At 71.6% G+C, this 22801-nt stretch carries 25 protein-coding genes; 18 read left to right on the forward strand and 7 right to left on the reverse strand.

What is annotated here, in order from left to right; translation table 11 throughout:
- The first annotated feature begins 13 nt into the window (after positions 1–13).
- The 11 genes from J2S41_RS07040 to J2S41_RS07090 all read left to right on the forward strand — a co-directional run bounded on the left by J2S41_RS07040 (position 14) and on the right by J2S41_RS07090 (position 11920).
- Complete coding sequence (locus tag J2S41_RS07040) at positions 14–1684, forward strand: GspE/PulE family protein (protein ID WP_310364569.1); 1671 nt, start codon at positions 14–16, stop codon at positions 1682–1684.
- Positions 1685–2022: 338 nt separating this feature from the next.
- Entirely contained in the window at positions 2023–3144 is a 1122-nt protein-coding gene (locus tag J2S41_RS07045) for a type IV pilus twitching motility protein PilT (protein ID WP_310364572.1), read from the forward strand.
- A 4-nt stretch (positions 3145–3148) separates the two neighbouring features.
- Positions 3149–4384, forward strand: coding sequence for a type II secretion system F family protein (locus J2S41_RS07050; protein ID WP_310364574.1), 1236 nt, complete (start codon positions 3149–3151; stop codon positions 4382–4384).
- A 79-nt stretch (positions 4385–4463) separates the two neighbouring features.
- On the forward strand, positions 4464–4946 hold the full coding sequence (locus tag J2S41_RS07055) for a prepilin-type N-terminal cleavage/methylation domain-containing protein (protein WP_310364576.1): 483 nt from the start codon (positions 4464–4466) through the stop codon (positions 4944–4946).
- Positions 4947–5043: 97 nt separating this feature from the next.
- Entirely contained in the window at positions 5044–5826 is a 783-nt protein-coding gene (locus tag J2S41_RS07060; protein ID WP_310364577.1) for a prepilin peptidase, read from the forward strand.
- 32 nt (positions 5827–5858) lie between these two features.
- Entirely contained in the window at positions 5859–6878 is a 1020-nt protein-coding gene (pilM, locus tag J2S41_RS07065) for a type IV pilus assembly protein PilM (protein WP_310364579.1), read from the forward strand.
- On the forward strand, positions 6878–7624 hold the full coding sequence (locus J2S41_RS07070; protein WP_310364582.1) for a PilN domain-containing protein: 747 nt from the start codon (positions 6878–6880) through the stop codon (positions 7622–7624). The genes pilM and J2S41_RS07070 overlap by 1 nt, the downstream gene beginning before the upstream one ends.
- Complete coding sequence (locus tag J2S41_RS07075; RefSeq protein WP_310364585.1) at positions 7624–8220, forward strand: type 4a pilus biogenesis protein PilO; 597 nt, start codon at positions 7624–7626, stop codon at positions 8218–8220. Before J2S41_RS07070 ends, J2S41_RS07075 begins: the two co-directional genes overlap by 1 nt.
- Before the next feature lie 84 nt (positions 8221–8304).
- Entirely contained in the window at positions 8305–9726 is a 1422-nt protein-coding gene (locus tag J2S41_RS07080) for a putative Ig domain-containing protein (protein WP_310364587.1), read from the forward strand.
- Positions 9727–9734: 8 nt separating this feature from the next.
- Entirely contained in the window at positions 9735–10376 is a 642-nt protein-coding gene (locus J2S41_RS07085; RefSeq protein ID WP_310364589.1) for a prepilin-type N-terminal cleavage/methylation domain-containing protein, read from the forward strand.
- Positions 10377–10381: 5 nt separating this feature from the next.
- A complete protein-coding gene (locus J2S41_RS07090) occupies positions 10382–11920 on the forward strand; it encodes a ricin-type beta-trefoil lectin domain protein (protein WP_310376316.1) in 1539 nt (512 codons plus the stop codon).
- Here J2S41_RS07090 and J2S41_RS07095 read toward each other — a convergent pair.
- Entirely contained in the window at positions 11907–12803 is an 897-nt protein-coding gene (locus tag J2S41_RS07095) for a Sco1979 family transcriptional regulator (RefSeq protein WP_310364591.1), read from the reverse strand. The genes J2S41_RS07090 and J2S41_RS07095 overlap by 14 nt on opposite strands.
- A 196-nt stretch (positions 12804–12999) precedes the next feature.
- On the reverse strand, positions 13000–13236 hold the full coding sequence (locus J2S41_RS07100) for a DUF397 domain-containing protein (RefSeq protein ID WP_310364593.1): 237 nt from the start codon (positions 13234–13236) through the stop codon (positions 13000–13002).
- A 385-nt stretch (positions 13237–13621) separates the two neighbouring features.
- Here J2S41_RS07100 and J2S41_RS07105 point away from each other — a divergent pair, with 385 nt between their 5' ends.
- Together J2S41_RS07105 and J2S41_RS07110 are read left to right on the forward strand one after the other, a co-directional pair.
- A complete protein-coding gene (locus tag J2S41_RS07105; RefSeq protein WP_310364595.1) occupies positions 13622–14350 on the forward strand; it encodes a GGDEF domain-containing protein in 729 nt (242 codons plus the stop codon).
- A 2-nt stretch (positions 14351–14352) separates the two neighbouring features.
- Positions 14353–14634, forward strand: coding sequence for a hypothetical protein (locus tag J2S41_RS07110; RefSeq protein ID WP_310364597.1), 282 nt, complete (start codon positions 14353–14355; stop codon positions 14632–14634).
- Between the two features lie 79 nt (positions 14635–14713).
- Here the strand turns inward: J2S41_RS07110 and J2S41_RS07115 are convergent, their stop codons facing one another.
- Complete coding sequence (locus J2S41_RS07115) at positions 14714–15529, reverse strand: SAM-dependent methyltransferase (RefSeq protein ID WP_310364600.1); 816 nt, start codon at positions 15527–15529, stop codon at positions 14714–14716.
- Between the two features lie 93 nt (positions 15530–15622).
- A complete protein-coding gene (gene yaaA, locus J2S41_RS07120) occupies positions 15623–16396 on the reverse strand; it encodes a peroxide stress protein YaaA (RefSeq protein ID WP_310364603.1) in 774 nt (257 codons plus the stop codon).
- A 58-nt stretch (positions 16397–16454) separates the two neighbouring features.
- On the opposite strand from yaaA, the gene J2S41_RS07125 reads away from it, so the two are divergent.
- From J2S41_RS07125 to J2S41_RS07135, 3 genes are all read left to right on the forward strand, one after another.
- On the forward strand, positions 16455–17021 hold the full coding sequence (locus J2S41_RS07125; RefSeq protein ID WP_310364606.1) for a hypothetical protein: 567 nt from the start codon (positions 16455–16457) through the stop codon (positions 17019–17021).
- Position 17022: 1 nt separating this feature from the next.
- Positions 17023–17859, forward strand: coding sequence for an NAD-dependent protein deacetylase (locus tag J2S41_RS07130; RefSeq protein ID WP_374728248.1), 837 nt, complete (start codon positions 17023–17025; stop codon positions 17857–17859).
- 63 nt (positions 17860–17922) lie between these two features.
- The gene (locus J2S41_RS07135; protein WP_310364610.1) at positions 17923–18558 is read left to right on the forward strand and encodes an SRPBCC family protein; all 636 of its coding nucleotides are present in this window, start codon (positions 17923–17925) and stop codon (positions 18556–18558) included.
- A gap of 364 nt (positions 18559–18922) precedes the next feature.
- Here the strand turns inward: J2S41_RS07135 and J2S41_RS07140 are convergent, their stop codons facing one another.
- Entirely contained in the window at positions 18923–19423 is a 501-nt protein-coding gene (locus J2S41_RS07140) for an NUDIX hydrolase (protein ID WP_310364612.1), read from the reverse strand.
- Between the two features lie 66 nt (positions 19424–19489).
- On the opposite strand from J2S41_RS07140, the gene J2S41_RS07145 reads away from it, so the two are divergent.
- Both J2S41_RS07145 and J2S41_RS07150 read left to right on the forward strand, forming a co-directional pair.
- The gene (locus J2S41_RS07145; protein ID WP_310364618.1) at positions 19490–20386 is read left to right on the forward strand and encodes an LLM class flavin-dependent oxidoreductase; all 897 of its coding nucleotides are present in this window, start codon (positions 19490–19492) and stop codon (positions 20384–20386) included.
- A 19-nt stretch (positions 20387–20405) separates the two neighbouring features.
- Positions 20406–21017 (forward strand): LysE family translocator, encoded by a 612-nt coding sequence (locus J2S41_RS07150; protein WP_310376318.1) that lies wholly within the window; start codon positions 20406–20408, stop codon positions 21015–21017.
- A gap of 17 nt (positions 21018–21034) precedes the next feature.
- Here the strand turns inward: J2S41_RS07150 and J2S41_RS07155 are convergent, their stop codons facing one another.
- Positions 21035–21631 (reverse strand): response regulator transcription factor, encoded by a 597-nt coding sequence (locus J2S41_RS07155; RefSeq protein ID WP_310364619.1) that lies wholly within the window; start codon positions 21629–21631, stop codon positions 21035–21037.
- Positions 21628–22797 carry a sensor histidine kinase gene (locus J2S41_RS07160; protein WP_310364620.1) on the reverse strand — a complete coding sequence of 390 codons (1170 nt, stop codon included), beginning with the start codon at positions 22795–22797 and terminating at the stop codon, positions 21628–21630. Before J2S41_RS07160 ends, J2S41_RS07155 begins: the two co-directional genes overlap by 4 nt.
- Positions 22798–22801 lie beyond the last annotated feature (4 nt).

Consider the following 22801-nt stretch of genomic DNA (forward strand, 5'->3'; position numbering starts at 1 on the left):
GATGAGGGCACCGATGGACCAGACCTTCCGTCCGCTGATGGACGCGCTGAAGCGGCGAGGCGTCGACCCGCAGATGGTCGACTACGCCGCCGAGGAGGCCGAGCGCAGCGGGCGCTCGATCCGCGCGGTGCTGATCAACGACCAGATCGTCACCGAGCAGGAGCTGACCGCCGCGGCCGCGGACGCGTACGGTGTACAGACCGTCGACCTCGTCGGCTACCCGATCGAGCAGGCCGCGCTCACCAAGATCCCGCTGGCGCTGGTCACCCGGCACCGCGTCATCGGCATCTCGCTCGACGGCAACGAGCTGACCGTCGGCATCACCGACCCGGCCGACGTGGTGGCGCTGGACGACGTGCGCGCCGCCACCGGCATGATCATCCGTCCGGTCGTGGTCGCGCGCACCGAGGTCCGGAAGGTCATCGAGAAGCTCCAGCGCGAGGGAAGCGACCTCGGCGACATGGCCGAGAGCCTGCGCGTCGAGCAGCCGTCCGCGATGACCGCGGTCACCCAGGGCGACGACGACGCGCCCATCGTCCGGTACGTGAACTCGCTGCTCGAACAGGCGATCATGAACCGCGCGTCCGACCTGCACCTCGAACCCACCGAGACCGACCTGCGGGTCCGTTACCGGATCGACGGCGTGCTGCACGAGGTCGACACCGTGCCGCAGGCCGTGCAGAGCGCGCTGATCTCCCGCCTGAAGATCATGTCGAACGTCGACATCACCGAGCGCCGCATCCCGCAGAACGGCCGGATCACGATGCAGCTCAACAACCGCAAGGTCGACCTGCGTGCCGCCACGCTCCCCACGGTCTGGGGCGAGAAGATCGTCCTCCGCGTGCTCGACACCGGCGGCATCAACCTCGACCTAGCCGGCTTCGGCTTCACCGAGGACAACTACGAGCGGTTCTCCGCGTCGTTCGCCAAGCCGCACGGCATGCTGCTGGTCACCGGCCCCACCGGCTCCGGAAAATCCACCACGCTGTACGCCACGCTCGCGAAGATCAGCAAGCCCACCGTCAACATCATCACGGTCGAGGACCCGGTCGAGTACCGCCTGCCCGGCATCAACCAGGTCCAGGTCAACGTGAAGGCCGGCCTGACGTTCGCCGCCGTCCTCCCCGCGATCCTGCGCTCCGACCCCGACGTGGTGCTGATCGGCGAGATCCGCGACGGCACCACCGCCCAGTTCGCCGTCGAGGCCGCGCTCACCGGCCACCTCGTGCTCTCCACGCTGCACACCAACGACGCCCCCAGCGCCATCGTCCGCCTCACCGAGATGGGCATCGAGCCGTTCCTGGTCGGCTCCTCCGTCGACTGCGTACTCGCCCAGCGCCTCGCCCGCCGCCTCTGCGACTGGTGCAAGACCGAGTACTACCCGCCCGACGACGAACTCGAGGCCGCCCGCTGGCCCTTCGACCAGTGGGACCCGCCCGCCCAGCTCTGGAAACCGGTCGGCTGCCGCAGCTGCGCCGGCACGGGCTACAAGGGCCGCCTCGCCGTGCACGAGGTCATGCCCGTCACCGAGGAGATCGAGAAGCTGGCCGTGGCCCGCGCCCCCGCCAGCGACATCCACGCCGTGGCCCAGGCCCAGGGCATGTTCGACCTGCGCATCGACGGCCTCCTCAAGGCCGCCAACGGCCAGACCTCCATCGCCGAAGTCCTCCGCGTCGCCATCTGACCCCGCCGTTCCCCGGCGTCGCGTCTCCCGGCGCCGGCCCGGTGCGCGGGCGCTGTTCACCGGGACGACCCGGGAAAACCGGGGTTCGGGGTCCGCATGCTCCCGCGGGCACACCTCGCGCCGGCTCCGCCGCCGCTCCGCCGCCGCTCCGCCGTCGCGCCGAGCCGGTCGCGCACGAAGCGGCCGGCGGGACGTGGCCACGCCGGAAGCGGGAGGGGCCGGGGCGTGGGAGGGCGGAAGACTACGCCGGCGCGGCTAAGGTCCGCTGCGTTTCTGCCGAAGTCAACGGTGTCCCGCTCGACGGCGGGGTCCCCCCGTTCGACCTCGAAGGAGCCGCGGTGATCGTAGAGCAGACGCTCGACGACCTGGTGGCGGGCGGTGACCGGAACGACAACCGGGATTCCCTGGACGCCATGCTGCAGTCGCTGATCCAGGCGCAGGGCTCGGATCTGCACCTGACGGTCGGCGCGCCGCCGACGATCCGGGTGCACGGTGCGCTCAATTACCTGCCCGACTACGAGCGGATGAGTCAGATCGACGTCGCCATGCTGGCCCGGGCCGCGACCACGGACGAGCAGTGGGCGATCTTCCGGGACCACAGCGAACTGGACTTCGCGTACAGCGTGCCGCACGTGGGGCGGTTCCGGGTCAACCTGTACCAGCAGCGTGGCTCCGTGGGCGCGGCGTTCCGGGCGATCGCGCAGCGGATCAAGCCGCTGGACGAACTGGGTGTGCCGGAGGCGGTCGGCCGGTTCGCGTCGCTGCACCGCGGGCTGGTGCTGGTCACCGGGCCGACCGGGTCCGGCAAGACCACCACGCTGGCGGCGCTGCTGGACCTGGCCAACCGGACCCGCGCGTCGCACATCGTGACGATCGAGGACCCGATCGAGTTCCTGCACCCGCACAAGAAGAGCCTGGTCAACCAGCGCGAGGTGGGCGCGGACACCAAGGACTTCTCGACCGCGCTGAAGCACGCGCTGCGCCAGGACCCGGACATCATCCTGGTCGGTGAGCTTCGCGACCTGGAGACCACGCAGACCGCGCTGACCGCGGCCGAGACCGGTCACCTGGTGCTGGCCACGCTGCACACGCAGAGCGCCACCCAGACGATCGACCGCATCATCGACATCTTCCCGCCGCACCAGCAGCAGCAGATCCGCGCGCAGCTCTCGATGGCGCTGCAGGGCGTGGTCACGCAGGCGCTGTGCGCGCGGGCGGACGGCACCGGCCGGACCATCATCACCGAGATCATGACGGCGACGCCGGCCATCCGGTCGCTGATCCGCGAGGGCAAGACGCACCAGATCCCGTCGTTCATGCAGGCCGGCAGCGCGGACGGCATGTTGTCGTTCGACCAGCACCTGGCCGAGCGGGTACGGCACCAGATCATCACGTTCGAGCAGGCCGCGGACCTCTGTCACTCGGTCGAGGAACTGCGCCGCCTGACAGGACGGATGTGACACCGTGGCAGCCACCAAGACGTACGACTACAGCAGCGTCGACGCGACCGGCAAGCGCAGCAAGGGCAAGATCGATGCCTCGAACGAGGCGGCGGCCGCCCAACTGCTGCGCCAGCGCGGCATCGTGCCGCTCTCCATCGAGCAGGCCGGGCAGGGCCTCAACCGGGAGCTGAGCATCCCGGGCCTGAGCGGCCGGGTCACGCTCAAGGACCTGTCGGTGTTCTCCCGGCAGTTCGCGACGCTGACCGGTTCCGGCATGTCGCTGCTGCGGACGCTGGCCGTGCTCGAGGAGCAGACGGTCAAGCCGCCGCTGCGCAAGGCGATCGCGGACATCCGCACGGACGTCGCCGCCGGTGTCGCGCTGTCCGCGGCGATGGGCAAGCACGACCGGATCTTCCCGACGCTCATGATCGCGATGATCCGCGCCGGTGAGGCCGGCGGTTTCATCGACGAGGCGCTGGAACGGATCGCGGTCAACTTCGAGAAGGACGCGGCGCTCCGCGGCAAGATCAAGAGTGCGCTGACGTACCCGGTGATCGTGCTGCTCTTCAGCTTCGTGCTGATCGCCGGCGTCCTGATCTTCATCGTGCCGGTCTTCGAGAACATGTTCACGCAGCTCGGCGGCGAGTTGCCGCTGCCGACGAAGATCATCGTTGATGCCAGTCACAGCCTGGTCTGGTCCGGGCCGCTGACCATCGGCGTGGTCCTCGCGGTGGTGTTCGGCTTCCGGTACGCGCTGCGCAGCAAACCCGAGGTCCGGCTCTGGTTCGACCGGGCCAAGCTGCGCATGCCCGTCTTCGGCGGCCTGCTGCGGAAGATGGCCATCAGCCGGTTCTCCCGCAACCTCAGCACGCTGCTCTCCGCCGGCGTGCCCGTGCTCCAGGCGCTCGACGTCGTGGGCGCCACCACGGGCAACACCGTGGTCACCGAGGCGATGAAGGACCTCCAGGCCGCGATCCGGGACGGGCAGCCCATGTCCGCGCCGCTGCGCAAGCACTCGATCTTCCCGCAGATGGTCACGCAGATGATCGAGGTCGGCGAAGAGAGCGGCCAAATCAGTCAGATGCTCGGCAAGATTGCCGACTTTTATGACCGTGAGGTCGACGACGCCGCGGAGGCGCTCACGGCCTCGATCGAGCCGCTCATGGTCGTCTTCATGGGCGTCGCGGTCGGCTCGATGGTCGTCTGCCTCTACCTGCCGATGTTCTCGGTCTACCAGAACATCGGCGGGACCTCCTGAGAAACACGAAACCCGCATCACCCAGGTCAAGGACGACCGACTCTCTCCCCCTCACCCCGAGCGCCACAGGAGGCACTCAATGCAGCACCTCATCGCCAAGTCCCAGCAGAAGCGGGCGGAAAGCGACAAGGGTTTCACCCTGATCGAGCTGCTGGTGGTCGTCGTGATCATCGGCATCCTGGTCGCCATCGCGGTTCCGGTGTACCTGAACTACCGCAAGGGCGCGTCGAACAAGTCGGCCCAGTCCGACGTGCGCGCCGCGATCAGCGCGGTCGAGCAGTTCTACACCGAGAACGGCAACAAGTACCCGGTCGACGCCTCCGCCACGGCCCCGACCGCACTCGCCCTCCAGGCGACCGCGGGCACCGCCGGCCCGCGCGACCAGAAGGCGAACCTGTCCAGCGGCAACGAGATGCAGTACGACCTGCTCAGCGCGACCAACTACGTGATCTGCGCGCGGAACGTGGACGGCGGTCAGATCTACGTCTACAACAACGCGACCGGTGGCTCCGTCCGTGAGTCCAGCGCCGCCGACCTGGCCGCCTGCATCACGGCCGGCTGACACCTCCGCCGGAGGCGGGGCAGTGGCGCGAGCCGCTGCCCCGCACCCGCATCCCCACCCCGCCCGAATCCCTGCGAGCCGAAAGGACCGGCCCGTGATGACCCCGCTGCTCGTACTCGCCGCCGTCCTCGGCCTCGCGATCGGCTCCTTCCTCAACGTCGTGATCTACCGGGTGCCGCGCGGCGAGTCGCTGATCCGCCCCGGCTCCCACTGCCCCGGCTGCGGCGACGCGATCCGGCCCCGGCACAACGTGCCGGTGCTCGGCTGGCTGGCGCTGCGCGGCCGGTGCGCGACCTGCCAGGCCCGGATCAGCGTCCGCTACCCGCTGGTCGAGGCCGGCACCGCGCTGCTGTTCGTGGCGATCACCGCCCGGTTCGGGCTCTCGCCGGACCTGCCCGCCTACCTCTACCTGGCCTCGATCGCGGTGGCGCTGGCGATGATCGACCTGGACGTGCGGCGCCTGCCGAACGTGATCGTGCTCCCGTCGTACCTGGTCGGCCTGATCCTCCTGGCGCCCGCGGTGATCGCGAGCGGCGACTGGGGACAGGCGGTACGCGCGCTGGCCGCGATGGCCGCGCTCTGGCTCTTCTACAGGCTGCTCACCGTCGTCCGCCCGGGCGGCATGGGCCTGGGCGACGTGAAACTCGCCGGCCTGCTCGGCCTCTACCTCGGCTGGCTCGGCTGGGACGCGCTGCTGGTCGGCGCGTTCGCCGGGTTCCTCATCGGTGGCCTGGCCGGCGCCGCGCTGCTGACCGCCCGCCGCGCCACCGGCAAGACCGCGGTCCCGTTCGGCCCGTTCATGCTGCTCGGCGCGCTGCTCGCGATCTTCGCGGCCGGCCCGGTCGCCGGCTGGTATCTCTCGCTTCTCCCGTCCGCCTGACCCCGAGTTACGACCGCACGAAAGGACGCTCGATGGCTGCCACCAACCTCATCGGCCTCGACATCGGATCGATGTCCGTGCGCGCCGTCGAGACGACGCGCACCAAGGAGGGCCTGGGCATCCTGAACTACGCGCAGGCCCCGCTGCCGGCGGGTGCGGTGGTCAGCGGCGTGGTCCGGGACGACCTCGCGGTCACCGCCGCGCTCAAGGAGCTGTGGACCACCACGAAGTTCCGCAGCCGGCACGTCACGCTCGGCGTCACCAACCCGCAGGCGGTCGTGCGCGAGATGTCGGTGGCGAAGCTGCCGAGGAACCAGCTGAAGAAGTCGCTGCCGTTCCAGGTCCGGGACATGCTCCCGCTGGCCGTGGAGCGCGCGCTGCTCGACTTCTACCCGCTGGAGGAGCCGTCCGGCGACACCGTCCGCGGCCTGCTCATCGCGGCGCCGAAGGACGCGGTGCTGACCGCGGTGCAGGCGGTCGAGCGGGCCGGGCTGCACGTCGACCGCGTGGACCTGGCGTCGTTCGCGCTGCTGCGCTCCGCGTCGTGGCTGGACACCGCGGTGGAGGCGATCGTCGACATCGGCGCGCAGGCGACCAGCGTGGTGGTGCACGCGGACGGCGAGCCGCTGATCGTGCGTACCGTCCCGCGCGGCGGCCAGGAGCTCACCGAGGTGCTGGCCGGCCGGCTCGGCATCGGAGTCACCGAGGCCGAGGCCGTCAAGTGCTGGGTCGGCCTGCGGCGCGAGGAGGGCCCCGAGGTGGCCGACATCCTGCGCGACGCGCTCCGCCCGCTGGTCGCCGAGATCCGCAGCTCGTTCACCTACCTCAGCTCCAGCGAGCGGCCCACGCAGGTGCAGCGGCTGGCGCTGTCCGGCGGCGGCTCGCTGCTGCCCGGGCTGGCCGAGTCGCTGGCCCGCGATCTGGGCGTGCCCGTGGTGATCGCGGACCCGATGAGCCGGCTGCGCGCCGCCGACCGCGGCCAGCACGACAACCTGGAGCGGTTCCGCTCCTCCGCGGCCGTCTCCATCGGCCTCACTCTCGGAGCGGCCTGATGAGCATCGACATGTACCCCGCCGAGTCCGGCTTCACCGCGCAGCTGCCGGTCCCGCAGCAGGACCCGCTGCGCCCGCTGCGGATCGCGGCGAACCTGCTGCCGGACGAGGTCCAGAGCGGTCGGCGCGCCCGGCGTACCCGGGCCGTGGCCGTCACCGGCGTGGGCGCGGTGGTGCTGGCGCTGGCCGGCTGGTACGCCACCACGGTCGTGAAGGCCCAGGACGCGCAGGACGAGCTGGTCCGCGCGGAGGCGCAGGCCGCGGCCGTCCAGCAGGACCAGCGCGAGTACAGCGAGCTGACCGGCGTGAAGTCGGAGCTGAACACGGCCAAGGAGCGGCTCGGCGCGCTGATGGCGAACGACTCGCAGTGGCAGCAGCTGATCGCCGACATCCGCGCCGCCGCGCCGCGCGACGTGTCGATCGTGCAGCTCGGCGCCGGGATCAGCAACCAGGACCTGACCGGGCAGACCGGGGAGACCGGGCTGCCGTCCGAGGTCACGGACAAGCTGGTGGGCACCATCACGCTGGGCGGGACGGCCAAGGACAAGGACCAGGTCGCGGACTTCGTCGACAACCTCCGTGAGGTGACCGGCCTGGCCAATCCGCTGCCGGTCACCATCACCACGTCGGACGGCTCGGAGAACTTCACCATCGAGATCGACATCACCCAGGCCGCGCTCGGCGGCCGGTTCACGCCCGAGGCGACGGAGACGCCGGTGCCCGGCTCCACCACGGGAGGCAACTGATGCGCGCCCACGCGGACAAGCTCTGGATCGCCGGCGGCGCGCTGGTCGCGGTCCTGCTGTTCCTGCTCACCTGGACGCTGCTGGTGATGCCGAAGAACGACGAGGCGGAGACCATCCGGATGGCCGTGGCCGAGGCGGACGGCAAGGCCGACCAGCAGCGCCAGGCGCTGAAGGAGCTGGAAGCGGACAACGTGAACCTGCCGGCCTACAAGGCCGAGCTGGAGAAGTACCAGAACGCGCTGCCCGCCACGAACGAGTTCCCGGACCTGCTCCGGTCGCTGCGCGAGCTCGCCGCGGACCATCACGTCGAGGTCAGCGCGCTCGCCGTGGCCGGCTCGACCAAGATCGAAGGCACCACGCCGAGCATCTACGACATGCCGCTCACGATGACCGTGGTCGGCGACATCGACGACGTTCAGGGCTTCCTGAACGCGCTCCAGCAGGAGCAGGCCCGCGCGGTGCTGATCGACTCGGTCACCGTCTCCGACGACGGCGGCTCGCTCGGCGCCGGCGACGCGACCGCCTCGCTCGCGCTGCACGTGTTCGTCTCCGGCGACGGCCCGCCGGCCGTCGAGGGCCAGCAGGCCGTCAGCTGAATCACCACCGGCGGGATTCTCAGGGATCCCGCCGGTTCGCCGATCCAGATCAGGACCATCCCCGGGTACGAGAGGAGGTGCGCGATGCGCGCCGTCACGCACCGACGCACCAGGCCGCCCGCACCCGCGGCCGACGCGGGCTTCACGCTCGTCGAGACGATCGTCGCGATCGGCATCGTCGGCGTGGTGATGACGGCGCTGGGCACGTTCTTCGTCAGCTCCATGCGCACCACCTCGAACCAGGCCGGCACGCAGGCCGCGGTCCAGGTGGCCAGCGACGCGATGGAGCGGGTGCGCTCGCTGATGCCCACGAAGCTGGCGAACAACCGGGACCAGCAGAGCTCCACCCAGCAGTGGGCGAGCCCGGTCGCGGGCGTCGCGCCCTGGCTGGCCGGCATGGAGATGGCCTACGACGCCACCGCCGCCGCGGGCGACGGCGCGTCCGCGCCGATGCCGACGTCGCCGCTCACGGTCACGCTGGCCGGCGTCCAGTACCGGCAGAACTTCTACCTGGGCCGGTGCTGGCAGGTCGCCCGGACCGGCGGCGCCTGCACGACGACCAAGCCGGCCGACCCCGTCGAGTTCTTCCGCGTGGTCGTGGGCGTCACCTGGCCGGATCACGGCTGCGCGAACGGGACCTGCTCGTACGTCACCACGACGCTGATCAGCAACAGCGAGCTGGAACCCAACTTCGACACCAACGACCAGGCGATCCCGCCGCAGATCGTGGCGCCGGGCGGCCAGGCCGACGACGTGAACACCGCGGTCAGCCTCCAGTTGCAGGCCAACGGCGGTACCGCGCCGCTGAACTGGGTGTCCGCGGAGGGGTTGCCGCCGACGATGAGCATGAACTCGTCCGGCTTGATAACCGGCACGACGCCGGCCACGCCCGGCACCCACACGATCACCGTGACCGTGCAGGACGACTACGACCTGATCAACACCGGCACGTTCACCTGGACCGTGAACCCGCTGCCCACCGTGCAGCCGCAGGCCGACCTGAACAGCCAGGGCGGCGTGGCGATCACGCCGCTGACGCTGCGGGTGAACAACGGCACCGCGGCGTACTCGTGGGCGGCCACCGGGCTCCCGCCCGGACTCTCGCTCAGCGCCTCGACCGGCGTCATCTCCGGCACGCCGAACCGGGTCGGCGTGTACACCGTGGTCACCACCGTCACGGACAAGAACGGCAACACGGCCACGGACACGTTCGTCTGGACGGTGCCGCCGCTGACCGTCGTCACGCCGGGCGCCCTGGTGCTGGTCCGCGGTCAGACCATGACCCCGGTGACCGTGACCGCGAGCGGCGGCGTGCAGAACAGCAGCAGGCAGTACGCCTGGACGGCGACCGGGCTGCCGCTCGGCGTCACGCTCAACGCCACCACCGGTGTGATCAGCGGCCGGCCGTCGACCGCCGGCACGTACCGGATCGTCGTGACCGTCCGCGACTCGCAGCTCCCGCAGAACACCGCCAGCACGAACGAGTTCACCTGGAGGGTGCAATGAGAGCGGCGGTGGCACGGCTGCGCGCCGGCGAGCAGCGGGACGCCGGCATCACGCTGATCGAGGTGATCGTCGGCATGGCGATCATGTCGGTGCTGATGGTGCTGTTCACCACCGCCATCACGCAGGTCTACCGCACCTTCAACAAGGTGGACGCCACCACGCAGGCACAGTCGCAGGTGAACACCGTGTTCCTGCGCCTGGACCGGGAGATCCGGTACTCCACCGGCATCACCGCCGGCCTCCGGAGCGGGGCGACCAGCGTGATCGAGTACCAGGTCTACCTGAACAACGTGAAGAGCTGCGTGCAGCTGCGGGTCCGGTCCGACACCGGCCTGCTCCAGCGGCGGGAGTGGGCCACCGACGCCGCCCCGCCGGCCACCTGGACCACGCTGCTCAGCGGCGTACGCCTGGTCCCGGCCGCGCAGGCGACGCCGAGCCTGGCCGGCGGCGCGACCGCGGCGCCGCCGGTGTCCCGGCCGGCGGGCACCTCCACCCAGGACTTCCAGCGGCTGCGGCTGTACTTCATCACCACGGGCGGCGGTGGGGCGGCCTCCACCGAGCGGCTCACCGACGTGACGTTCACGGCGCTGAACACCACGGCCTCGGCCATCACCGACGACCTGTGCAAAGAGGGAAGGAACGGGCTGTGACCAGGATGTGGCGCCTCCCGTCGCCCAGCGGCGACCGCGGGTCGATCCCGCTCGCGATGATGGTCGTGGTGGTCGGCTCGATGATCGGCGCGCTGGTCGGCACGCTGGTGCTCAGCCAGTTCGCCGCCACCCGGGTGGACCTGCGCCGGGTGCACGCGCTGCACGCGGCGCAGGCCGGGCTGGACGTGGCGTCGGCGCACATCCGCGCGATCGCCAGCGCGTCCGGCTCGGACCGGACCAAGCTGCCGTGCGGCCCGCTCACCGGCTCGCTCGGCGGCGGCAGCACCGCGGTCTACCGGGTGACCGTGCGCTACTACCTCAGCGACCCGCAGAACCGGGCGGAGGACTGGCTGACCACCAACAAGGTGCGGTGCAACGCCAGCAGCGGCCTGGGCGTGGTGCCGGCGTACGCGTACCTGGTCTCGACCGGCGCGGACCAGCCCACCACCACGTTCACCGACGTGCCGACGCGCGTGCTGAACGGCACCTACACCTTCAAGATCGACAATACCAACGTGGTCGGCGGTCTGATCCACGTGAGCAACAACGGCGGTGCCGACCTGTGCATGGACGCGGGCTCGGGCACGCCGCCGCAGGACCGCGTGCTGGAGATGCAGCGCTGCGAGCCGGGCAAGGTCTCGCAGATGTTCGCCTACAACGACAACCTGACGATCAGCCTGGTGTCGTCGCGCAGCGGCAGCGAGCCGCTCGGCATGTGTCTCGACGTCGACTCGGTCACCGACGGCAAGCCGGTCGTCTTCCGAAGCTGCGCGTCGCCGACCCGGCAGTCGCAGCGGTGGAGCTTCGACGACAACTCGCAGTTCCGCCCGACCAACAGCAACGGCACCATGAACACCTCCCTGTGCATCTACGTGCTGACGGCGAGGTCGGTGGGCAGCCAGGTGAGCATCAAGCCCTGCTCGGGCGACGCGACGCAGATCGTGTTCCGCCAGGACTCCGGCGTCGGCGCGGGCGCGGCCGGCGCCACGACCGGGCAGCTCATCAACTACCGCCAGTTCGGCCGGTGCCTGGACGTCACGAACGCGGTCGACAACGCGCCCTACCTGATCGCCTGGCCGTGCAAGACGCGCCCGAACCAGGCGGACGTCAAGTGGAACCAGAGGTTCACGCTGCCGACCGTGCCGAACGGGCCGCACTCCGAGATGTCGACCAACCACTCGCAGGTCGGGGTGATCCGCAGTGGTTCCAACAACAACTACTGCATGAGCAGCCCGGGTTCCACGACCACCGGTGCCTACGTGCGGTTCAACATCGCCTGCCCGGTCGGGCCCATCCCGAGGAACCAGCAGTGGACGGTGTACGGCAAGACCGACTCCTACAGCACCAGCTACCAGATCAAGGACGGCTGGGGGTACTGCCTGCAGCCGCAGGACCAGAACGCGGCGAACCCCGACTACTTCAACGCGACCAACAAGGTCATGAAGATCTTCGTCGGCCCGTGCGACGGTTCCACGCTCCAGAAGTGGAACGCCGAGGTCAACAAGCTGGACCCGGTGAGGTTGAAGGACGTCAACGAGAAGTGACGGGGTAGAACTCGTCGACGAAACGCTCGAGGAAGCGGATCGTGTCGTTCGGCTGGAGCGCCTCCACGCAGAGGCGCTCCATCGCCGCCGCGTAGTGGTCCACGTCCTCGCGCTTGTCCAGGTAGAGCGCGCTGGTCAGCTGCTCCATGTAGACCACGTCCGGCAGTTCCTGGTCGTGGAAGCGGAGGATGCTGAAGGCGCCGCCGGCCGCGGCGTGGCCGCCCGCCTCGAACGGGATGACCTGGAGCGTGATGTTGGGCAGCTTGGCCAGCTCCAGCAGGTGGAGGATCTGCGCGCGCATCACGTCGGTGCCGCCGATCGGGCGGCGCAGCGCGGCCTCGTCGAGCAGGCCCCAGAAGCGGGGCGCGTCCGCGCGGCTGAGCACCTGCTGGCGGGCCATCCGCAGCTTGACGCGGCTCTCGATCTCGTCGGTGGGGGCGAGATTGTGGCCGAGCAGGATCACGCCGCGCGCGTAGTCCGCGGACTGGAGCAGACCGGGAACGTACTGCACCTCGTAATTGCGGATGATCGTGGCGGTCGCCTCCAGGCCCAGGTACGCCTGGAACCAGTTCGGCAGGACGTCACTGTGCTTGTGCCACCAGCCAGGCGTGTTGGCCTCCCGTGCCAGGGCCAGCAGGCTGGCCCGCTCCTGCTCGTCGTCGACGCCGTAGAGGGTCAGCAGATCCGCGACGTCGCGCTCCTTGAAGCCGACGCGGCCGAGCTCCATCCGGCTGATCTTCGACTCCGAGGAGCGGATCTCCCAGCCGGCCTTCTCCCGGGTGACGCCCTTGGCCTCACGGAGCTTGCGAAGCTGGGAACCCAGCAGCATCCGGAGGACGGTCGGGCTGCCCGCCGTGCCACCGTCTTTGTCTGCCGTGCTCACCGTCGTCAGCCTCCGCCTGCTGAACCGAGTCCCCCGCCGCCATGGTCCAGGGCATGCGGAAGTTCCACGGCATGCCATGAGCCGCCGCTCAGCCTAGCGCCTCGGGCAGGGTTCTCTTCCAGTCCCGGGGGTCGGACTTTCGGCTGGAAACCGGTGCGCGCCCGCGGGAGGGCGGCGCGCACCGGTCCGTCGAGAACTACAGCGCGAGGTGGTCGAACTCGCCGTCGCGGGCGCCGAGGATGAACGCCTCGATCTCCGCCGGGGTGTAGATCAGCGCGGGGCCCTCGGGGTCCCGGCTGTTTCGCATGGCCACGCCGCCACCCGGCAACTGGGCCAGTTCCACACAGTTGCCACTGGGGTTGCTGAAGCTGCTCTTCTGCCAGGTGACCGGCAGCTGTCCGGCGGGTACGCCGTTGTATGTCGTCGGCTGCATCGATTGTTCTCTCTACTGGTTGGGTTGGGGGACGTGACCGCTGGTGCCGACCGCCCCCAAGTGGGCCGGCGACGCGGCTCAACCAAACCTCCCCGCCGTGCCGTTGCACGCCGTGGATGCACGTGCATCGGCTCTTGCGTCTGCACCGCATACCGAGGATGATAGCTCATGTGCATAAGCACATACTCGTTCACTCTCTGTGATCGGAAATCGGATTTCTGGTGGCGAATCAGACATTTTCTCCCGGTGGCGTAGCCGCAACTGACACACTGAGTGATCGGTCAGTCAGCGGCTTCGCCCGGCGCCGGCCGCCCGCGTGCGGGTCGGGCGGACGTGCACGGGGCTGCTTCGCCACCAACCCGGCTCAGCGTCGGGGGTCGGGCCCGTGGACGTGACGCTCCTGCTCGGCGGCCTGCTCCTCGCGGGCACGGCCGGGCTCGCCCGGCGGGCGCACCGCCGGGCACGACGTGCTGAAGCCGAGGCGGCCGGTCTTCGCCTCGCCCTCGACGCCGAGCGCCGCGCCGCCCACCGCGACCCCCTCACCGGCCTGCCGAATCGGCGGGCCTTTCAGCGGCTCGGTGCCGATCTCGTCGCCGACCGCCACCGCCCGGCGATGGCCGCGGTCGTGGTGGACCTCGACGACTTCCCTCGGATCAACGACGAGTACGGCCACGCGGCCGGAGACGCGGTGCTGCGCACCGTGGCCCGGCGGCTGGCCGACTACGCCGGTGACGACCTGGTGGCCCGGCTGGACGGCGACGAGTTCGCCGCGCTGCTGACCGGAGCCGCGATCGACGTCGCCCGCGGATGCCCCGCCACCCGCCTCTCCACCGTGCTGTCCACGCCGATCCCGCTCGGGGGCCCGATCCCCGCGCCCGGGACGGCGGACGGCGCCTTCGTCACGGTCACCGCCTCGATCGGCCTCGCCCCGGTGCCACCCGGCGCGAGCCTCGCCGAGGCGCTGGCCCGGGCGGACCGGGAGAGGTGCGACGCGAGGGGCGTCCGCTGCCGCGAGCCCCAGGCCGCGCCGGCTCACCGACCACCGGACACCGCGAGTCCGGGACTTCCCAGGCAGCCGGCCGAACTGGCGCGTTCCAAGGCAGGAGGGTCATGAACATGTCCGCCCCCACCATCGATCCCGATCGGCGAGACCCGGCCTCGGTGGCCCCGACCGACACCTACCACCCGTCCGACCGCGTGTGGGTGTACCGGGGCGGCGCCTGGCGCGCCGGGATCGTCGAGGTCGCCTCGCGCGACGCGGCGACCGTGACGTACCGCCCGAGCAGTTCCCGGGGGACCGGGGTGGACACGCTGACCGCGCGGTTCATGCAGCCGCGCTCCGAGATCGACCCGATGCTGGACAAGAAGATCGTGCTGCCGGAGACCCGAACGGCCTGATCAGCCCGCGGCGCACGCGAGGCCGCGGGGACATAGAAAGAAGCGGTGGTGGCCGGTCCTCGGCCACCACCGCGCACGCTCAGCGCTTGCGGGCCACGCCCGCCCAGTAGTACGCCGCGTTCGGGTCCTCCGGCGGAACCGGCGGGTGCCACGCCATCACCGGGACCAGGCCCGGCTCGACCATCTCCCAGCCCGGCACCGCGAAGAACGCCTCCACGTCCGCCCGCCAGCGCGGCACGAACGTCATCTGGCCCTCGGTGATCGCGACCAGCTTCTCCACCGCGGGCGGATCGAAGTCGTACGCCGGGTGGGTGATCACCACGAAGCTGCCGGGCGGCAGCGCGTCCATCAGCTCCCGCACCGCGCGGACCGGCTCGTCCGCGTCCGCGATCAGCATCAGCACCGCGATCAGCGTCAGCGCGACCGGCCGGGTCAGGTCGAGCGTGCGGGTCAGCGCCGGGTCGCCGAGCAGCCCGGCGGCGTCGCGCATGTCCGCGTGGATGTACTCCGTGGCGCCCTCGGCGCTGCTCACCAGCAGCGCCCGCGCGTGCACCAGCACGATGGGGTCGTTGTCCACGTAGACCACCCGGCAGCGCGGGTCGATGGCCTGCGCCACCTCGTGCAGGTTCGGGCTGGTCGGGATGCCGGTGCCGACGTCCAGGAACTGGGTGACGCCGACGTCGCGAACCAGGTATTCCACCACGCGGTGGATGAAGTCGCGGTTCTCCTTCGCCATCGCGCGGATGGTCGGGATGGTGTTCAGGAACGCCTGGCCGACCGCGCGGTCGACCGCGAAGTTGTCCTTGCCGCCCAGCCACCAGTCATAGATCCGCGCCGAGTGCGGCGTGCTGGTGTCCACCCCGGGTGGCGCATGCTCGCTGTTCTCCGCGGACACGGCTGGTCCTCCTGTGCGTCATCGACGATCGACACAGGGTAGCGCTCACCGCGGCGCCGCGGGAGTCTCCGCGTCCGGCTGTGGACGGTCGGCTCAGAGCTCGCGGACCACGACGTCGAGCGCGCCGGGGGAGGGCTCCTCCACCGTGTACTTCAGGTCGCGCAGCGCCGTGACCAGCGCGGGCACCGACCGCGGCGCGGCGCCGGCCAGCAGCAGATCGCGGACCAGCCGGCCCTTGGTGGCCTTGTTGAAGTGGCTGACCACGGACCGTTTCGGCGCGCCGCCGACGATCCGCTCGTGCAGCACCCGTACCGTGGCGACGGTCTTGCTCCGGTCGGCGGCCGGTCGCCAGGCCGCCGCGTAGGACGAGGAGCGCAGGTCCAGGATCGGGCCGCCCAGGCCGGCCAGCGCGGCCGGGAGCGCGCGGCGCCAGTGCGCGCTCACCGCACCGAGCGCCGGGAGCCGCACATCCATGCCGCACCGGTACGCCGGGAGGCGGTCGCCGAGCCGGGAGACGCCGAACAGCCCCGAGAAGATCAGGATCTGGCCCGACGCCCGGCGCTTCGCCGCCGGCGGGAGCGTGGCCAGGTCGAGCGCGTCGTAGAGCACGCCGGTGTAGAGCCTCGCGGCCGGGGTGGCCGGCGCGGTCCGCAGCAGCGCGTTGCGGCGCACCTCGTCCCGCTGCCCGTCCGACAGCCCCAGCGCCGCGAGCGCCGCGTCCTCGTCGCCCGCGCACAGCGTGACCAGCGCGTCCAGCACCGCCTCGCGGGCCGGCGTCAGCTCCGGGAAGGCCAGCGACGACGGGTCGAGCGCGGCGCCGCGGGCCGGACGGGCCTTGCCCTCGGACGGGGGGAGCAGGATGTGCACCGCTGGAGGTTACCCAAGCCCTTCCGTGTGTCCGCTGCCACCTGCCAGAATGTCGGTCGTGCGGTCATTCATCGATGTTCTTCGTGGTAATGGGTGGTGGATCGTCCCCGAGGTGGTGCTCGCGGTCGGCCTGGTCGCCGGTGGTGTCTACTACAACGCGGTCGCGCCGCGGCTGACCGAGCCGGAGCTGCGGGCGGCGGCCACCGAGCGGCTCGCGGTCGAGCTGGAGCAGGCGACCGTGGAGGAGCACGCCAAGCACGGCCACCAGCTCTCCGCGCAGGACCGCATGCTCTGCGAGGTCGAGGTCTTCGGCGTCGACCCGGCCGGGCCCGGGCGGGAGCGGCACCTGCGCACGGCGTACGGCTACTACCTCTGCGCGGCGGGCAAGCCCGGCACGCCGTTCCTGGCCGCGCTGATGAACGCGGGGCCGGTCACGCTGCACCTGGACGCGGAGCGGCCGGAGGACCGGGTGCGGACCGTGGCGTTCGCGCAGGACTTCGACGCCCAGTTGACCGAGATCATGCCGGAGCCGTACCGGGCGCAGGCGAAGAAGGGCTTCACCACGGCGGATCCGCCGCGCGAGCTGAAGGAGCGGTTCGAGCGCGAGATCACGAACGTGACATAGCCTGGATCGTGTGGAAGACGGCATATCTCGGCTGTCCGCGCTGGTCGCGGACGGTGACGTGGTGGTGCTGAGCGGCGCGGGGCTCTCCACCGAGTCGGGCATCCCGGACTACCGGGGGCCCAGCGGGGTGGCCCGGGCGCGGGCGCCGATGACGTACCAGGCGTTCACCCGCGAGCCGGACGCGCGCCGCCGCTACTGGGCGCGCAGCCACGTCGGCTGGCGCACCATCGCGCGCGCCGCGCCGAACGCGGGGCATGCCGCGGTGGCGGCGCTGGAGCAGGCCGGGCTGCTGACCGGCATCATCACGCAGAACGTGGACGGGCTGCACCAGGCCGCCGGCGCGAAGCGGGTGGTCGAGCTGCACGGCGGGCTGGACCGGGTGATCTGCCTGGACTGCGGCGAGGTCGGCCCGCGCGAGGCGCTCGACGCCCGGCTGGCCGCGGCGAACCCGGCGTTCACGGCCGAGGCGATCGAGATCAAACCGGACGGCGACGTCGAGATCGACGAGGAGTTGGAGGCGGGCTTCCGCGTGCCGCCGTGCGAGTCGTGCGGCGACGGGCTGCTCAAGCCGGACGTGGTGTTCTTCGGCGAGACCGTGCCGCGCGAGCGCGTGCAGGAGTGCTTCGCGCTGGTCGAGTCGGCCCGGTCGCTGCTGGTCCTCGGCTCGTCGTTGACGGTCATGTCCGGCCGCCGATTCGTGCTGCGCGCGGCCAAGCGGGGCATCCCGGTGGCGATCGTGAACCGCGGGGTGACCAGAGGGGACGCGTACGCGCAGCTGCGCCTGGACGCGCCGCTGGGCAGCACGCTGAGCACGCTGGCCCGTCAATTTCAGCCTTGACTTATATAAGCCGCAACGCTAGAAATGCGATGGTACGCATGTTCTAGCGAGGGGAAACGGCACATGATCGACGTAACGGCCGAGGTCAGCGCGGTGCGGCGGCGGGTCGGCGGGCGCACGCTGGAGGCGGGGGAGGCGCGCGTGGTCAGCGCCAGCCGGGTCTACGAGGCGCCCCTGGACGACGTGTGGGAGGCGTGCACCTCGGCCGAGCGGCTCGCGCGCTGGTTCCTGCCGGTCAGCGGCGACCTGACGCTGCACGGGCGGTACGAGTTGCGGGGCAACGCGTCCGGCACGGTCACCGCGTGCGACCCGCCCAAGGGCTTCGACGCCACCTGGGAGTTCGGCGGCGAGGTGTCCTGGATCGAGCTGCGGCTGACGCCGGAGTCGGCGCAGCGCACCCGTTTCACGCTCGACCACATCGCGCACGTGGACGACGAGCGGTGGACGCAGTTCGGCCCGGGCGCGGTCGGCGTCGGCTGGGACCTCAGCCTGATGGGCCTCGGCCTGCACCTGGCGGCGCCGGACTCGATCAACGACCCGGCCGAGATGGAGGCGTGGTCGCAGTCACCGGAGGGGCGGCGGTTCATCACGCTGGCCAGCGAGGACTGGGGCCGGGCGAGCACGGAGGCGGGCACGCCGGCCGCCGAGGCGACCGAGGCGGCGGCGCGCACGACCGGCTTCTACGCCCCGCCGGCGTAGCGCGCCGCCGGGCCGCGGAGGCCGGCGACCGGGCGGCACCGCCCGCCGCCGATGGTCCGGACGTGCCGGCCGGCGAGCGGCGGTTCCGGGGTCGCGGCGGGGAGCGTGGCCCACGGCGGACGTCGCGTGGGTTGTGGCGCGACCATCCGCGGGACCGGTGCCCGCTCCGAGCATGCGGGCCGCACCACGCCGGAAGCGGGAAGATGACGGTCTTCGTCCTGAAAGGACGGAACCGCCGCACCGCCGGCGCCCCGGTCGGGTCGCCCGGAGCGCCGGCGGACTGTGCGGCGGTTGCAGCGGCTGGTCTGGTGGGGACACGCTACCCGGGCGCGGAGATCGTTCTCTATTGGACGGAACGTGAACGCTATGCCAACTTCCGCAGGCGCTGGTAGGCCGCGAGCCCGTCCGGTACCCACTCCCACTCCGGCAGGCGAGCGTCCAACTCGGACTGCGTGAGAAACGCGTGCCAGGCCACCTCCTCCGGCTGCGGCGCGACCGGGGAGGTGCAGCGCACCTGGTAGACGGCGGACCACCAGGTGTGCTCGGGCGTCTCGTAGAGGAACCTGAACAGCGGCTCCGGCTGCGGCAGATCGGTCACGCCCAGGTCCTCCGACGCCTCGCGGTGCGCGGCGAGGTCGTAGGACTCGCCCGCCCCGACCACGCCGCCGACGAACATGTCGTAGTGCGACGGGAAGACCAGCTTCTGCGCGGTGCGCCGGTGCACGAAGATCCGGTCCTCGGCGTCCCGGGCCAGGATGAAGACGGCGCGGTGCCGCAGCCGCCGCGCGTACGCCTCCGCGCGCGGCGCCTGGCCGACCACCACGTCGTTCTCGTCGACGATGTCCAGAATCTCGTCCTCGTTCACGCCCTCCATCCTCTGCCATCCGCAGAAACCGTGGCCCGCCGGGTACGGATGGGCCACGCTGGGCCGGTGACGACGTTCTCGCTGCAGGCCGTGCCGCGCGACGGCGCGAAGGCCTGGCTCGACCTGGCCCGCCGCGCCGAGGAGGCCGGGTTCGACACGCTGCTCACCGCGGACCACCCGGGCGTGTGCCCGGACCCGTACCCGGTGCTCGCCGCGGCCGCCGCGGTCACGTCCCGGATCCGGCTCGGCGTCTACGTCTCCAACGCCGGCATCCGCGAGCCGATGCCGCTCGCCTCCGCGGTCGCCACGCTGGACCTGCTCTCCGGCGGGCGGGCCCGGTTCGGCATCGGCGCGGGGCACACGCCCGCGGAGTGGGCCGCGGTCGGCCGGTCGCGGCCCGGCGTCGCGGGCCGGGTGCGGCGCTGCATCGCGGTCGCCGAGGCCGTGCGGCGCCTGCTCGACGGCGAGGAGGTCACGGTCGACTCGCCGGAGCTGACCATGACCGGCGCCCGGCTGGACGACCCGCGGCCGGTGCAGGACCGGATCCCGATGACGTTCGGCGGCGGCAACACCGAACTGTTGCGCTGGGCCGGCCGGCACGCGGACGTGGTCGGGCTGAGCGGGCTCGGCCGCACGCTGCCGGACGGCCACCGGCACACCGCGCGCTGGTCGCTCGACGAGATCGACGCGCAGGTGGCGCTGGCGCCCGGCGCGGTGCTGGAGGCGCTGGTCCAGATCGCGGTGGTGACCGACGACGCGGACTCGGTGCTGGCGGAGAGCGCCGCGGAGCTCGGCCTGTCCGTGCCGCAGTTGCTGCGGACGCCGTTCGTCCTGGTGGGAACGGAGGACGAGATCGCCGCCGCGATCGCGCGCCACCGGGAGCGCTGGGGCATCGACCGGTACGTGATCCGCGCCCCCGCGCTGGAGTCCTTCACCCCGATCGTGGCGCGGCTGTCCTGCTAGGCTGCCGCCCGTGGAACCGATGCTGTGGTCGTTCGTGCTGGTCGTGGGGCTGTTGACGATCACGCCGGGGCTGGATACCGCGCTCATCCTGCGCACCGCCGCGGTCGGCCACGTCCGCCGCGCCTGGGGCACCGCCGCGGGCATTCAGCTGGGCACGCTGACCTGGGGCGTGCTCACGTCCGCGGGCGTGACCGCGCTGCTGACCGCGTCCCGGCTGGCGTACGACGTGCTGCGCTGGGCCGGTGCGGCGTACCTGCTGTGGATGGGCCTGCGCATGATCTGGGCCGCGCGGCGCGGGCACGGTCTCGACACCACCGGTCCCGCCGCGGGCGGCGGTCTTCTCTCCGGGGTACGGCAGGGAGCGCTGACCAACCTGCTCAACCCCAAGGTGGGCGTGTTCTACGTGGCGCTGCTGCCGCAGTTCATCCCGGAGTCGGCGCCGCACTTCGCCTGGGGCGTGCTGCTGGCGGGCATCCACATCGCACTGGGCACGGTGTGGTCCGCGCTGCTGATCGCGTTCGCGGCGCGCATTCGCGTGCTGCTCCGCGCGCCGTCGGCGACCCGCGTCCTGGACCGGATCACCGGCACGGTCATCGCCGCCTTCGGCCTCCGCCTGGCCCTCACCGACTGACCGCGCGCGGGGGAGCGTCAGATCCAGCCGAAGCCCTGGGCGATGCGGGCGGCCTCGTGGCGGTTGGCGGCGTTGAGCTTGCCGGCGGCGGAGGAGAGGTAGTTGCGGACCGTGCCGGGGGAGAGGGAGGCGCGGCGGGCGATCTCGTCGATCGGGGCGCCGGCGGCGGCCAGGGACAGCACCTCGGACTCGCGGGCGGTGAGCGGGCTGTCGCCGACGCTGATCGCCTCGGCGGCCAGTTGCGGATCGACGTAGCGGCCGCCGTCGTGGACGGTGCGGACCACGGTGGCCAGGATGTCGGCGGAGACGGTCTTGGAGAGGAAGCCGCGCACGCCGGCGGAGAGCGCGCGCTTGAGGTGGCCGGGCAGTCCGTGGCTGGTGACGATCACCGTACGGCAGATGGGGTGGATCTGTTCGGCCACGGCGACGCCGTCGGTGTCCGGCAACTGGAGGTCCAGCAGCGCGACGTCCGGCTTGAGCGCGCGCGCCATCCGGATCGCCTCCGCGCCGGTGGCCGCCTGGCCGGCGACGGTCAGGTCGTCCTCGAGCGAGAGCAGCGCGGCCATCGCGCCGCGGATCAGGTGTTCGTCGTCGGCGAGCAGGACGCTGATCATCCGCGCGGCACCGTCGCGGTGAGCCGGAACCGGCCGGGGGTCTCGCCGTCCGCGGTGAGCGCGCCGCCGAGCGCGCCGACGCGCTCGGTCAGGCCGAGCAGGCCGCCGCCGAAGCGGACGCGGCCGGTGGTGCGGGTGCCGTCGTTGTCCATGGTGAGGGTAACGGTATCGGGTGCGTCCGCGCGCAGCGTGATGGTGCAGCAGCGGGCGTCGCTGTGCCGCAGCACGTTCGTCACCCCCTCGCGCACCACCCAGCCGAGCGTGGCCTGGTTGCTCTCCGGCAGGTCGCGGCCCTCGCCGATCACGCGGCACTCGATGCCGGCGGAGGCGAGGAGCGCGCGGGCACCGGCCAGTTCGTCGCCGAGGCCGGCGCTGCGGTAGCCGCCGACCACGGCGCGGACGTCGGTGAGCGCGTCCTGGGCGATCCGGCGTACCTCCAGCATCTCGTCCACGGCCTGGTCACGGCCGCGCCGGGCGAGCTGCGCGGCCAGCTCCGCCTTGAGCGCGATCACGGACAGGTTGCGGCCGATCACGTCGTGCATGTCCCGGGCGATGCGCAGCCGCTCCTCGGTGACCGCGAGGCTCGCCTGTACGGTCCGGGAGCGGTCGAGCTCCCACACCACCGCGAGCATCCAGAGCGACGACCGGTAGCCCACGAACAGCATGCTCGCCCCGAACAGCAGCGACAGCGCGTGCGGCACCGTGTCCGCGGGGTCGTCCACGATGCCGAGCACGAGCAGGGTCAGGAAGCCGATGACGGTCACCACCAGCGACGGCCACAGGCTGCGCAGGGCGGCGGCCCCGACGAGGTACGAGCAGGTCAGCCCCGCGATGACCGGGCCGGCGTCCATGCCGCCCGGGAACCAGACGATCGAGGCCGCCGCGCAGAGCACCGTGGCCGCACCGGCGGCCACGAGCAGCCGGACCGGGCGGCCACGTCGGCCGAGGTAGTGCTCGATGCCCGCGTGCATCAGCAGCGAGACGAGCGCGGTGTAGCCGATGGCGACCAGCACGAAGGTGACCGCGGCCCGCGCGTCGCCGTCGGCCGACACGGCGCCGCTGAACAGCAGCGGCAACGCCAGCAGCGCCACGTAGAACGAGGTGCGGAACGAGATGTCGAACCGTTCCGCCTGGCTGCGTGCGTGCCACCACGCCAGCGGGTTCATCGGC

Source organism: Catenuloplanes atrovinosus, from assembly GCF_031458235.1.
Classification (GTDB): Bacteria; Actinomycetota; Actinomycetes; order Mycobacteriales; family Micromonosporaceae; genus Catenuloplanes; species Catenuloplanes atrovinosus.